Origin of the sequence: Synechocystis sp. IPPAS B-1465, assembly GCF_003015225.1 — a bacterium.
In the GTDB taxonomy this organism is placed as follows: domain Bacteria; phylum Cyanobacteriota; class Cyanobacteriia; order Cyanobacteriales; family Microcystaceae; genus Synechocystis.
Genome location: NZ_CP028094.1, coordinates 128,772 through 141,053 on the forward strand (window position 1 = coordinate 128,772; position 12,282 = coordinate 141,053).

Annotated in this window: 11 protein-coding genes; 10 read left to right on the forward strand and 1 reads right to left on the reverse strand. The window is 51.9% G+C overall.

The window, feature by feature from the left end; all coding sequences use genetic code 11:
* The first annotated feature begins 30 nt into the window (after nt 1-30).
* Together crtE and C7I86_RS00585 are read left to right on the forward strand one after the other, a co-directional pair.
* A complete protein-coding gene (gene crtE, locus C7I86_RS00580) occupies nt 31-939 on the forward strand; it encodes a geranylgeranyl diphosphate synthase CrtE (protein WP_010871319.1) in 909 nt (302 codons plus the stop codon).
* A gap of 80 nt (nt 940-1,019) precedes the next feature.
* Nucleotides 1,020-1,415 (forward strand): hypothetical protein, encoded by a 396-nt coding sequence (locus C7I86_RS00585; RefSeq protein WP_010871320.1) that lies wholly within the window; start codon nt 1,020-1,022, stop codon nt 1,413-1,415.
* Here the strand turns inward: C7I86_RS00585 and C7I86_RS00590 are convergent.
* Nucleotides 1,396-2,268 carry a CPBP family intramembrane glutamic endopeptidase gene (locus C7I86_RS00590; protein ID WP_010871321.1) on the reverse strand — a complete coding sequence of 291 codons (873 nt, stop codon included), beginning with the start codon at nt 2,266-2,268 and terminating at the stop codon, nt 1,396-1,398. The two genes, C7I86_RS00585 and C7I86_RS00590, sit on opposite strands and share 20 nt — an antisense overlap.
* Nucleotides 2,269-2,344: 76 nt before the next feature.
* Here C7I86_RS00590 and phoU point away from each other — a divergent pair, with 76 nt between their 5' ends.
* From phoU to C7I86_RS00630, 8 genes are all read left to right on the forward strand, one after another.
* Nucleotides 2,345-3,019: a phosphate signaling complex protein PhoU gene (gene phoU / locus C7I86_RS00595; protein WP_010871322.1), complete on the forward strand. Its 675-nt coding sequence runs from the start codon at nt 2,345-2,347 to the stop codon at nt 3,017-3,019.
* A 161-nt stretch (nt 3,020-3,180) separates the two neighbouring features.
* A complete protein-coding gene (gene rimP, locus C7I86_RS00600) occupies nt 3,181-3,636 on the forward strand; it encodes a ribosome maturation factor RimP (RefSeq protein WP_041425902.1) in 456 nt (151 codons plus the stop codon).
* A gap of 75 nt (nt 3,637-3,711) precedes the next feature.
* A complete protein-coding gene (gene nusA / locus C7I86_RS00605; protein ID WP_010871324.1) occupies nt 3,712-5,088 on the forward strand; it encodes a transcription termination factor NusA in 1,377 nt (458 codons plus the stop codon).
* A 63-nt stretch (nt 5,089-5,151) separates the two neighbouring features.
* On the forward strand, nt 5,152-5,406 hold the full coding sequence (locus C7I86_RS00610; protein ID WP_010871325.1) for a YlxR family protein: 255 nt from the start codon (nt 5,152-5,154) through the stop codon (nt 5,404-5,406).
* 259 nt (nt 5,407-5,665) lie between these two features.
* Nucleotides 5,666-8,671, forward strand: coding sequence for a translation initiation factor IF-2 (gene infB, locus C7I86_RS00615; RefSeq protein ID WP_106907926.1), 3,006 nt, complete (start codon nt 5,666-5,668; stop codon nt 8,669-8,671).
* Between the two features lies 1 nt (nt 8,672).
* The gene (locus C7I86_RS00620; RefSeq protein ID WP_010871327.1) at nt 8,673-9,341 is read left to right on the forward strand and encodes a glutathione S-transferase family protein; all 669 of its coding nucleotides are present in this window, start codon (nt 8,673-8,675) and stop codon (nt 9,339-9,341) included.
* Nucleotides 9,342-9,523: 182 nt separating this feature from the next.
* Nucleotides 9,524-11,764 carry a glycogen debranching protein GlgX gene (gene glgX / locus C7I86_RS00625; RefSeq protein ID WP_010871328.1) on the forward strand — a complete coding sequence of 747 codons (2,241 nt, stop codon included), beginning with the start codon at nt 9,524-9,526 and terminating at the stop codon, nt 11,762-11,764.
* A 49-nt stretch (nt 11,765-11,813) separates the two neighbouring features.
* The gene (locus C7I86_RS00630; protein WP_010871329.1) at nt 11,814-12,236 is read left to right on the forward strand and encodes a hypothetical protein; all 423 of its coding nucleotides are present in this window, start codon (nt 11,814-11,816) and stop codon (nt 12,234-12,236) included.
* Nucleotides 12,237-12,282 lie beyond the last annotated feature (46 nt).

Consider the following 12,282-nt stretch of genomic DNA (forward strand, 5'->3'; position numbering starts at 1 on the left):
CAACCCCGTTATTTAGTATCCAGTGACAGTATGGTTGCCCAACAAACACGAACCGACTTTGATTTAGCCCAATACTTACAAGTTAAAAAAGGTGTGGTCGAGGCAGCCCTGGATAGTTCCCTGGCGATCGCCCGGCCGGAAAAGATTTACGAAGCCATGCGTTATTCTCTGTTGGCGGGGGGCAAACGATTGCGACCGATTTTATGCATTACGGCCTGCGAACTGTGTGGCGGTGATGAAGCCCTGGCCTTGCCCACGGCCTGTGCCCTGGAAATGATCCACACCATGTCCCTCATCCATGATGATTTGCCCTCCATGGATAATGACGATTTCCGCCGGGGTAAACCCACTAACCACAAAGTGTACGGGGAAGACATTGCCATTTTGGCCGGGGATGGACTGCTAGCCTATGCGTTTGAGTATGTAGTTACCCACACCCCCCAGGCTGATCCCCAAGCTTTACTCCAAGTTATTGCCCGTTTGGGTCGCACGGTGGGGGCCGCCGGTTTAGTGGGGGGACAAGTTCTAGACCTGGAATCGGAGGGGCGCACTGACATCACCCCGGAAACCCTAACTTTTATCCATACCCATAAAACCGGGGCATTGCTGGAAGCTTCCGTGCTCACAGGCGCAATTTTGGCCGGGGCCACTGGGGAACAACAACAGAGACTGGCCCGCTATGCCCAGAATATTGGCTTAGCTTTTCAAGTGGTGGATGACATCCTCGACATCACCGCCACCCAGGAAGAGTTGGGTAAAACCGCTGGTAAAGATGTCAAAGCCCAAAAAGCCACCTATCCCAGTCTCCTCGGTTTGGAAGCTTCCCGGGCCCAGGCCCAAAGTTTGATTGACCAGGCCATTGTCGCCCTGGAACCCTTTGGCCCCTCCGCCGAGCCCCTCCAGGCGATCGCCGAATATATTGTTGCCAGAAAATATTGATCCCTTGCCTCAAACTAATTTCCCGTTAAGCTAGGGACAGTTTTATCTGTTCATTGCATTAATTGAACTCACTACTCACCATGCTGGGAAATTTTCAACATAGCCAACTCCGCATTGAAGTGGAAGCAACGGCACCGGTAATTCGGGACAGCTTAACCAAAATTCCCCAACTGCGGCAATGGTTAGCCCCCCTCCCCCTGGGAGAAGGTTTGCCGGAGCGATTGATCCCCGGTGTTACGCTCCACACTGGTGTGGGTTTAGCCACATTAACCCAAACGGTGGACCGGGTAGGGGATGACCATTTGCGTCTCATACTCAGTGGGACCATTGACGGTTTCCATGAATGGTACTGGGGCGATGGTTGGGTCCAATCCCGTTTGGAAGGTATTTCCCTGTTGCCCCTAAATTTAGGCCAGACCCTTAGTTTACTCAAGCTAAAGCAATTTGTTACCACCGTTAAAAGCCCAGTCGTTTAAGCCAGGGCTTTTCCCCTTGGTTGACTAGCCAAAGTAAGAGGCATAAACCAGCGATACCCATCACTCCGGAAAGAGGATTGCGGTCAATGCCCGTCACCCAAGCCGGCATTTTTTCCGTATAGGTCACTAATTGCCCCACATTGACAATGTAATAGGCCCAGACCATGCCCCCGTGGAGACCAATGCTATGGCCCAGGCGATCGCCATGGCGGCGTTTAGTAATGCCTAAGCTCAAACCCAACAACACCAGAGCGGGAAATTGGGGCAGGGTGCGGATTACTTCTCCTAGGGGCTTCAGGAAATGGAGCACAGCAAAAATAATGGCGTTACTCGCCAAGGAAGTTTTGTTGCCATAACCCTGTTCCAACTCCTTTAGTAACCAACCCCGAAAAAATAGTTCTTCTGCTAGGGCTACTCCCAACCCAGTGAGGCTTCCCTGCATAATAATTGTCCAGAGGCGATCGCCAGCGGGTGCCAGCACGGCCCAGCCCAATAAGCCCTGGATGATAAATAGACCGAAGGTAAAACTAAAACCAAGCCCCAGCCCTCGCAATAACTCCACTCCCTGGCGACGATTCCAGCCCAGACCGTAGACTCCATAGGCTTTTAAAGACAGGGGTGTTTGGTAGCACCAATGACTCCAAAAAATTAGCAGGACCAGGAAAATTAAAAATAAAATCCCCATCACCACAATGGAACGCAAATTGGCATCGGCGATCGCCAGGGAAAGGGGCACCAAGAAAGGCAACCAAGCAGCGGCCAACATTACAATGAACACACCAATTCTCCATGGAGCGGTCAGTTGAGCAATGGCCTGCTGATTGAAATTGAAATTAACGGTTGATTTTGGCATTCCGGTCTTTTCCCATACCCGTAGGTGGTCCTAAATAGTCTGTTCAGTCGATTTCTTTCCCCATCCCCCTAGTATCATGGCCGCCAGTTTATCCCAACAGATTAACAATCCCGAACGTAGTTACTTTGAGCAAGCTCTCAAACGGGTAGAGCAAGACGTACTCCGCATGGGTGCCTTAGTGGAAGAATCCTTCCGCATGAGCCACCAGGCCCTGTTTGAGAATAGGTTAGAAACCCCCCTAAAAATTGCCGAATTGGAAAAGGAAATTGATCGCCTCTACCGCCATATCGAGCAGGAATGCGCCAGTTTCCTCACCCTGCAAGCCCCCGTAGCCCAAGATCTGCGTCTACTCAGCGCCATTATGCAATTAGTGCGGGATTTAGAAAGAATTGGCGACTATGCCCAGGATTTGGGGGAAATTGCCATGAAGTTGACCCGCTATCCCCCACATCCCTGTATGGACGAAATTGCCGCCATGGCCTGGCAAGCCCAACATATGTTGGACCAAAGCCTCGTTTGCCTGACCCAACTGGACCCCAACGCCGGGGAAATTGTCAAAAAAATGGACGACGTGGTGGATGACGCCTACGATCGCCTGTATAAAACCCTCGCCTTCCAACGGGACATTAAGGGCGTAGTGGAACCAATTTTGCTTATGGCCCTAGTGATTCGCCACCTAGAGAGAATGGCCGACCATGCCACCAATATTGCCCAACGGGTTTCCTATATCGTCACCGGCAAAAGGGAATGAGATAGGGTGATTAATGGGGGAGTGGGGAGATTAGGTCGGATGGCCACGAAGATTTGCTAAACTGGACGCAGAGTAGATACGCAACGGTGCGGTCTGCCCCAATCTTGGACTTTTTTCCAGAAGTGGGTGTCCCCCGCTTTTTTTATGCCCAATTGTATTCAATGACCCATCCCGTAATTCCCGACATTCTTGCATTAGCACAGCCCATTGCCGAGGATTTGGGGCTGGAAGTGACGGATGCGGTATTCCAAACCAATAAACGTCCACCGGTGTTGCGGATTGATATCCGTAATCTCCAGCAGGATACTAGCCTTAATGACTGTGAAGCCTTTAGTCGGAGCTTTGAAGCCCAATTGGAGGAAAGCAGTTTGATCGCCAGCGCCTACGTGTTGGAAGTTTCTAGCCCAGGCATTTCCCCATACCTCGCCACGGAGCGAGATTTTATTGCCTTTAAAGGGTTTGAAGTAGTGGTTACCAGTGACAATCCCCACCAGGGCCAAAGTCAGTGGCAGGGGAGTTTACAAGGGCGAGATGGAGAGGCAGTTTACTTAAGCATTAGGGGGAGAACCGTGGCTATTCCTTTGACAGTGGGGTTAACAGTGCGGCTACCCCATTAATTGACCCTGGAGTCTAGCCAGCCTAGGTCTGGGGAAGGGCTAGAGCTTTATCGCAAATATTTTGGAGGATTTTCCATGTCTCTTGTTAGTTTACCGGGGCTCCCGGCAATGATTAGTGAAATTAGTAAGCGCAATAATTTACCCACCACGGCGGTGGAAGAAGCTCTACGGGAAGCTTTATTGAAGGGCTACGAGCGTTTTCGGCGATCGCAGTTGATGGGACACCAATTCCCCGAAGAATATTTCAACAACTTTGAGGTGGAATTAGACACGGAAGAAGAAGGCTTTCGGGTACTTTCCACCAAACGGATTGTGGAGGAAGTGGAAAATTCTGACCAACAAATTTCCCTCAAGGAAGTGCTGGAAGTGGCCGAAGAAGCTCAACTGGGGGACGAAGTAGTGCTGGATGTGACCCCAGAACAAAAGGACTTTGGGCGCATGGCCGCCATTCAAACTAAGCAGGTATTACTGCAAAAACTGCGGGATCAACAACGAAAAATTATCCAAGAAGAATTCCAAGACCTGGAAGGCACTGTTCTCAATGCCCGGGCCCTGCGCTTTGAAAGGCAGTCCATCATTGTGGCGGTGCAGAGTAGTTTTGGTCAGCCAGAGGTAGAAGCAGAATTGCCCAAACGGGAACAGTTACCCAACGATAATTACCGGGCTAACTCCACCTTCCGGGTGTATCTCAAACGGGTACGGGAAGGCTCCCAAAGAGGTCCCCAATTGGTGGTTTCCCGGGCAGCGGCGGGGTTGGTGGTGGATTTATTTAGTGTGGAAGTGCCGGAAATTGAAGAAGAGGTGGTGCGCATTGTTGCCGTGGCCAGGGAAGCCAAACCCCCTTCCCCTTCCGTGGGGCCCCGAACAAAAATTGCGGTGGACACTCTAGAGCGGGATGTGGATCCGGTGGGAGCCTGCATTGGCGCTCGGGGTTCCCGTATCCATGCGGTGGTCAACGAACTCCGGGGGGAAAAAATTGATGTGATCCGTTGGTCCCCAGACCCGGCCACGTATATTGCCCAGGCCCTCAGTCCAGCCCGGGTGGACCAGGTTTACCTCATCCATGCGGAGGAGCGCCATGCCCTGGTAATTGTGGCGGAGGATCAACTCAGTTTGGCGATTGGCAAGGAGGGACAAAACGTCCGGTTGGCGGCCCGCCTAACCGGTTGGAAAATTGACATCAAAGATCCCGAAACCTATGCCCGGGATAAGGAAGCCATTGAACAATCTATTTTGGAGCGGGCGGCGGCTTCAGCCCAGGCCAGGGCAGAACGGGAAGCAGCAGAACAGGAGGCCCAAGCTAAATTAGAAGCGGAAATGGCTGCTTTGGAAGCCGAGGAAGCTGAAGAGTTAGAGGAAACCCCAGAGGCGATCGCCGAGGTGGAAGAAGAAGTAGAGGAATGGGACCAAGACCAAGGGCCGGAGTTAGGGGAGGAAGAAGAGTTAAGCTAGGAAAGGTTGATAATGCCAGCTTTGTGCTAATTTGTCCTGACCACTCCTTGCCCACCGTTGACCATGGCCCCTGGATACCGTCGTTGCCTCAGCTGTCGCAAAGTAGGCGATCGCCGACAATTTTGGCGAATTGTCCGAGTCTATCCATCTCGAACTGTACAATTAGATCACGGTGCGGGGCGATCGGCTTATTTATGTCCGACCCATGACTGTCTGCGTAAAGCTCGCCACAAAAATCTGTTGGGGCGGGCCCTCCGAGCCCCAGTTCCCAGCCATCTCTTTGAGCAACTAGAAGCCCGTCTTCTCACCACTCCCTGAGGCGCTGCCATAAACCCTTTCCCTATCCATCACCATGGATGCCCTCTGCCGAAACTTACCCAGCGGCAGTTATCGTTAGTTAGCATTAGGAGTAAAACCATTTACTATTTCGGCTTCACCTTATCGACTCCGCAAAGCTTTCTTGGGGACAATGCCCCTGGAAAAAGCTAGTGCTCTGTCTGTGCACCTAGTCTTTGCACTCACATAAACCAATTTGTCACTTATTAAATTTATGGATCATTAGTCAGGGGGACAGTGGATGAACAACGCCAAAGTCAGAATTTATGACCTATCAAAAGAATTAAATCTGGAGAATCGAGATATTTTAGACATCTGCGAACGGCTCAACGTGGCTGCTAAAAGTCATAGCAGTACCATCAGTGAATCCGATGCGGAGCGCATCAAAGCGGCAGCTGAAAAATTCACCCCCCAACAACCGAAAAAGCCTAGAGTGGCATCCCGTCCGGAGTCGAAAGAGGATAAGTCAGATCCCAAGCAGCAAAAGATTCTAGCAATTCACCACAAACAGGAAAAATCTGGCGGTCCATCTCCGGCCCGGCCCACCCCCCCTCCCCGGCCAAAACTACAAGCGCCGAAGGCCCCCACGCTCCCCCAACCCCCCGTGGCCAAAGCTTCAGCTCCAAAGATTCAGAAACAGGAAGAGCCTGCCCAGGAAGCGCCCAAAAGTGTTGCTCCCCCCACCCAGCCTTTGGCACCGCCCCCAGTGCCCAGTTTGCAATCTCCCCCCAGTAAGCCAGCTCCCCCTACTCCTCCTGCAAAGAAAGCGGCTCCAGCCCCCCGTTTGGCAGGGCCTCCTGGTCGAACAGCCAGTCCCAACAAAACCGCTGTCCCTGCCCCCGCTAAACCCAAGGTTAACCGTCCGGAAATTGTTAGTTTGAAGGATAATCGGGGTCAAGCCCGCTCCCCCGGTGACAGGGAAGAGAAGGTGGCGATCGCCGCTCCGGAACCACCTAAGCCCAAGGTAGAATTGCGCCGGCCCAAGCCCCCCCGGCCTGAAGAGGACGAAAACTTACCAGAATTGCTGGAATTTCCGCCCCTTAGTCGGGGCAAGGGGGTCGATGGGGACAACGATGCCGATGACGGTGATCTGCTCTCCACCGAGAAACCCAAGCCCAAGCTGAAGCGCCCTACTCCTCCGCGTTTGGGTAAGCCAGATCAGTGGGAAGATGACGAAGACGAAAAAGCCAATAAGGCCAAAGCGGCCAACAAGGGCAAACGCCGGCCCAAAATGGACGACGATGACGATGACCTGGATATAGATGGGGATAATGGACCCAAGCCTACCCTGGTTAGTCTTTCCATTGCCCGTCCACCTAAACCAAAATCCTTGGCGGCGAAACCCAGCACCCCCACTGTGGCCAAGGTTAAAAAGCCCACTCTCAAATCCGAAGCGGGTAGTAGCGCTGGTGGTAGTTCCCGCAGTCGTGGCGATCGCCGGGATCGGAAGGAAGTGGTGCAAAAACCCGAAGTGATCATGTTGGACCGGAGCTTGACTGTCCGGGATCTGGCGGATCTATTAAAAATTTCCGAAACAGACATCATCAAACGGCTCTTCCTCAAAGGGGTAGCGGTGCAAATTACCCAAACCTTGGACGAAGAAACCGCCCGTATGGTGGCCGAATCCTTTGAAGTGGCCGTGGAAACCCCTGAAAGGGTCGCCGCCGCCGCTAAAACCACAGAAATGCTCGACGAAGCGGATCTGGACAACCTCGTACGTCGTCCCCCTGTGGTTACCATCATGGGTCACGTGGACCACGGTAAAACCACGTTGCTGGACTCCATACGCAAAACCAAGGTGGCCCAAGGGGAAGCGGGGGGTATTACCCAGCACATTGGTGCCTACCACGTGGAAGTGGAGCACAACGACAAAACCGAACAGATTGTCTTCCTTGATACTCCTGGCCATGAAGCCTTTACCGCCATGCGGGCCCGGGGAGCCAAGGTTACGGACATTGCCATTCTGGTGGTAGCCGCCGATGATGGCGTCCAGCCCCAAACCAAAGAGGCCATTAGCCATGCCAAGGCCGCCGGGGTTCCCCTCATTGTGGCCATCAACAAAGTCGATAAACCTGAAGCCAATCCCGACCGCATTAAGCAGGAATTGTCCGAACTTGGCCTTCTGGCTGAAGAATGGGGGGGAGACACCATCATGGTGCCCGTCAGTGCCCTCAACGGAGATAACCTGGATGGCTTGCTCGAAATGATTCTGCTCGTATCGGAAGTGGAAGAACTAGTTGCTAATCCCAACCGTCAGGCTAAAGGCACCGTGATTGAGGCTAACCTAGACCGCACCAGGGGTCCTGTGGCTACCCTCTTGATCCAAAACGGTACTCTCCGAGTTGGGGATGCTATTGTGGTGGGGGCTGTGTACGGCAAAATCCGAGCCATGATCGACGACCGGGGCGACAAAGTCGAGGAAGCCAGTCCTTCCTTTGCAGTGGAGATCCTTGGTCTAGGGGATGTGCCCGCCGCTGGGGATGAATTTGAAGTCTTTACCAACGAAAAAGATGCCCGTCTGCAAGCGGAAGCCCGGGCCATGGAAGACCGTCAAACCCGTCTGCAACAGGCCATGTCTTCCCGCAAGGTTACCCTCAGCAGTATTTCGGCCCAGGCCCAGGAAGGGGAACTCAAGGAACTCAACATCATCCTCAAGGCAGACGTACAGGGTTCCTTGGGGGCTATTTTAGGCTCCTTGGAACAATTACCCCAAGGGGAAGTACAGATCCGAGTCCTGTTGGCGTCCCCAGGGGAAGTCACGGAAACCGATGTGGATTTGGCCGCCGCCAGTGGAGCAATCATCATTGGCTTCAACACCACCTTGGCCAGTGGAGCCCGTCAAGCCGCGGACCAAGAAGGGGTGGACATTCGGGAATACGACATCATCTATAAGCTTTTGGATGACATCCAAGGAGCCATGGAAGGTCTCTTGGATCCCGAAGAAATTGAGTCTTCCCTGGGAACAGCGGAAGTGCGGGCTGTCTTCCCCGTGGGTCGGGGTAATATTGCCGGTTGTTACGTGCAGTCAGGCAAAATTATCCGGAATCGTAACCTGCGGGTGCGCCGGGGTGACCAAGTGCTCTTTGAAGGCAACATCGATTCCCTCAAACGGATTAAGGAGGACGTGCGGGAAGTTAATGCTGGCTATGAGTGCGGCATTGGCTGTAGCAAGTTCAACGACTGGAAGGAAGGAGACATCATCGAAGCCTATGAAATGACCATGAAGCGTCGGACATTGGCTACCTAGGATGTTGTTGCTCCAATTCAGCACTTCCCACTATTGCCGCAAAGCTAGGCTGGCCTTGGGTTATAAGGGCATTATTTACCGAGTTAAAAATTTAACTCCCGGTGTCCATGCCCTGCAACTTAAACCCAAGACCGGTGCCACTACTGTGCCAGTACTTTGTCCAGAACTCCCAGGACAACCGGAATGTATCAGTGATTCCAGCGAGATTTTCCGCTTTTTAGAGGAATTTTCCCCCGATCGCCGTTTATTTCCCCTGGAAGCGGAACAGAGATTGAGGGCGGAGTGGCTGGAGGATTGGTTGGATGAAAGTATTGGTACGGCAACCCGGTTTGTTTATTACGACTACCGAGCTGGGGCAGGCAAGGCCATTGACCCATCCCTTGCCAGTCAGATGGTCATTCAAATTGTCCGCCGTCAGTACAACATCAATGGCACCACCGTTGCCCTAGCGAAAAAACGATTGGCCCTGGCTTTCCGGGTTCTATCTGTTTGGCAAGATCAGTCCTATCTTTGTGGTGACCAGTTGACCATAGCAGACCTAACGGCCGCCGCTTTGCTTAGTCCCTTGGCATTGTTACCGGAATATCGAGAGTCCGTACCTTGGTTGTTTGAGCGCATCAAGGAAATCCATTTAATTTGTGGGGAACCGTTGCCGCCGGGTCTAGGTTAGGGATCGTTAAAAACCGGGTGCGCCAGAAAGTTTTAGTCACTCCTTTTACTTGCCAGGGCTAAACTAACTTTCCACCACGGGAAAAAACATCCGGCGATGACAAGGGCGATCGCCCTTGTTTCCCTTTTCCAAAGGTTTGCTAGTTTTAAGGGAAAGAATCTGAACAATTTTTGGAATTGCCTGTGCCACAGTTGATATCTGTTCCCAACCTGTCCACCGATGTCCACCTTGGCCAAACGTTTCCCTTAGGGGCAACGGTCTACGCCGATGGGGTTAATTTCTGCTTGTTTTCCAAACATGCGGAAAGGGTCACGCTATTGTTGTTTGATCGCCCTAATGATCCGGCCCCGGCCCGCACCATTGAGCTTCATCGAGGACGGAACCGCACCTTCTACTACTGGCATGTTTTTGTGAAGGGTTTAAAGGCGGGGCAGGTTTATGCTTACCGTGTTGATGGGCCCCACGAACCGGAAAAGGGCCATCGGTTTGACCCGGACAAAGTTTTGCTCGACCCCTACGCCAAGGCGATCGTCGGGAAGGATATTTACGACCGCAAAGCAGCCATGGCCCTCGGAGATAACTGCGCCCAGGCCCTACGCAGCGTGGTGGTGGACACCAGTGTGTACGACTGGGAGGATGACCATGCCCCCCGCACGCCCTACGCCGCCAGCATTATCTACGAACTCCACGTCGGGGGCTTTACCCGCAACCCCAATTCGGGCTTAAGCGAAAACAAACGGGGCACCTATGCAGGATTAATTGAAAAAATTCCCTACCTCAAGGAATTGGGCATTACAGCGGTGGAATTATTACCGGTGCATTATTTTGACCCTGAAGATGCCCAACCAGGACTGACCAACTATTGGGGTTATAGTACCATCGGCTTTTTTGCGCCCCACCAAGGCTACAGTGCTGCCGATGATCCCCTGGAAGTGGTAGACGAATTTCGGGACATGGTCAAAGCCCTGCACAAAGCGGGCATAGAAGTGATTTTAGATGTGGTCTTTAACCACACTGCGGAGGGCAACGAAAAAGGCCCCACCCTTTCCTTCCGGGGCATTGATAACAGAACCTATTACATCCTCGATGAAGATAAAAGTTCCTACAGCAACTACAGCGGTTGCGGTAATAGCGTTAAGGCTAATCACCCCGTGGTGGGGGGTCTAATCCTTGATTCCCTGCGCTACTGGGTATCGGAAATGCATGTGGATGGCTTTCGCTTTGATTTGGCTTCCGTACTGGTGCGAGATACCAAAGGAGTGCCCCTCCATGGTAGTGAAATTGCCACCGCCAACATCATCTGGGCGATCGAATCCGACCCGATTTTAGCCGGTACTAAATTGATCGCCGAAGCTTGGGATGCGGCGGGACTGTACAGCGTCGGTAAATTTGTGGAGTTGGCAGACTGGTTTGCGGAATGGAACGGTCCTTTTCGGGACGATGTGCGTCGCTTTGTCAAAGGGGATAATGGCGCAGTGCCAGCATTGGCTAGCCGCCTACTAGGTAGCCCCGACATTTACTATCGCCAAGATACGGATATTAACCGCAGTATCAACTTTGTCACCTGCCATGATGGTTTTACCCTGGTAGACCTGGTTTCCTACAACGAAAAACACAACGAAGCCAACGGAGAAAAGAACCGAGACGGGACCAATGATAATTTCAGTTGGAACTGTGGCGTGGAAGGGGAAACCGATGACCCCAAAATTAATCAACTGCGACTGCGGCAAATTAAAAACTTTCTAACTATTTTATTCTTTTCCCAGGGTACGCCGATGTTGCTGATGGGAGATCCGGTGGGCAGAACCCAGCAGGGCAATAATAACGGCTATTGCCAAGATAACGAACTAAGTTGGTTCGACTGGAGTGGGGAAGAAACCCACAGCGATGAAACTCACTTTTTGCGGGGCATTATTGCTTTGACCCAAAGCCTATCCCTATTTCTTGAGGAAAGTTTATTGCCGGTGCTAAATTTTGCTCTACCCCGCTTTCCCGATGAAAATGACGGCTCTGAGGGGGATGGCCAGGACGGGGAAGAACCCGTTTATAAACCCCTCCCTCCAGTGGACGAAGCAGCTCTGCGGGAAATGTATCTTAAAGCAACTAAGGATTTACCGGGCTCCTGCGTGGTTTGGCATGGAGTGAAACTAGCCCAGCCCGATTGGTCTTACACTTCCCATACTTTAGCGGTCACCCTATTCCATCCAGGAGCGGAGGAAATTCTCCATCTGATCTTTAATGCCTATTGGGAACCGCTGAATTTTGAATTGCCCCCTCTAAACGATGGTTTGATTTGGCATCGACTGGTGGATACCTATTTACCAACTCCGTTGGACTTCCAGGAGCCGGCGATCGCCTCTCCGGTTGAGGGAGAAACATATTGGGTTCAGCCCCGTTCTTCTGTGGTGTTAATGGCAAAATAGTCTAATTTACTGAGTTTTTGCCCAATTAACTTTTTAGCCCATTGGAACCATGAGATTAATTAAACAAATTGTGGCTTTTCTTTTGCTTTCCCTGGGAATTCCTTTGGGGCTCTACTGTGTGGTGGAAATTTTCGACTCCACTAAGTCCCAGGAAGACCGGGATGGAGCGGCGGCGGCTCTGATGATTTTTTCCCTGCCCATGAGTGCCCTGGGGGGTGGGCTACTCTGGAGTGCGGTCCATGATGGCAGAAAGCAACAACAACAAATCACTATGGCGACCTCGGAGAACCTCAGAAAAATTTTCTTCCAAATTCTAGAGGAAAATAAAAACACCATTACGGTTTTACAGTTTTGCAAGGCCGCAGAAATTGATGGTAAGGAAGCCAAAGAATATTTGGACCAAAAGGCGATTGAGTTCAATGCCACCTTTGAAGCTAGTGAGTCCGGTGGTATTATTTATAAATTTCCCTAAATTTGAACAATGTAGTTTATCTAACATTGTTACACTCGCTTTTTTG

What these genes read in the sequence shown, in the direction of transcription:
- crtE (WP_010871319.1), top strand. Translation starts at nt 31, where the DNA reads ATGGTTGCCCAACAAACACGAACCGACTTTGATTTAGCCCAATACTTA.
- C7I86_RS00585 (WP_010871320.1), top strand. Translation starts at nt 1,020, where the DNA reads ATGCTGGGAAATTTTCAACATAGCCAACTCCGCATTGAAGTGGAAGCA.
- C7I86_RS00590 (WP_010871321.1), bottom strand. Translation starts at nt 2,268, where the DNA reads ATGCCAAAATCAACCGTTAATTTCAATTTCAATCAGCAGGCCATTGCT.
- phoU (WP_010871322.1), top strand. Translation starts at nt 2,345, where the DNA reads ATGGCCGCCAGTTTATCCCAACAGATTAACAATCCCGAACGTAGTTAC.
- rimP (WP_041425902.1), top strand. Translation starts at nt 3,181, where the DNA reads ATGACCCATCCCGTAATTCCCGACATTCTTGCATTAGCACAGCCCATT.
- nusA (WP_010871324.1), top strand. Translation starts at nt 3,712, where the DNA reads ATGTCTCTTGTTAGTTTACCGGGGCTCCCGGCAATGATTAGTGAAATT.
- C7I86_RS00610 (WP_010871325.1), top strand. Translation starts at nt 5,152, where the DNA reads ATGGCCCCTGGATACCGTCGTTGCCTCAGCTGTCGCAAAGTAGGCGAT.
- infB (WP_106907926.1), top strand. Translation starts at nt 5,666, where the DNA reads ATGAACAACGCCAAAGTCAGAATTTATGACCTATCAAAAGAATTAAAT.
- C7I86_RS00620 (WP_010871327.1), top strand. Translation starts at nt 8,673, where the DNA reads ATGTTGTTGCTCCAATTCAGCACTTCCCACTATTGCCGCAAAGCTAGG.
- C7I86_RS00630 (WP_010871329.1), top strand. Translation starts at nt 11,814, where the DNA reads ATGAGATTAATTAAACAAATTGTGGCTTTTCTTTTGCTTTCCCTGGGA.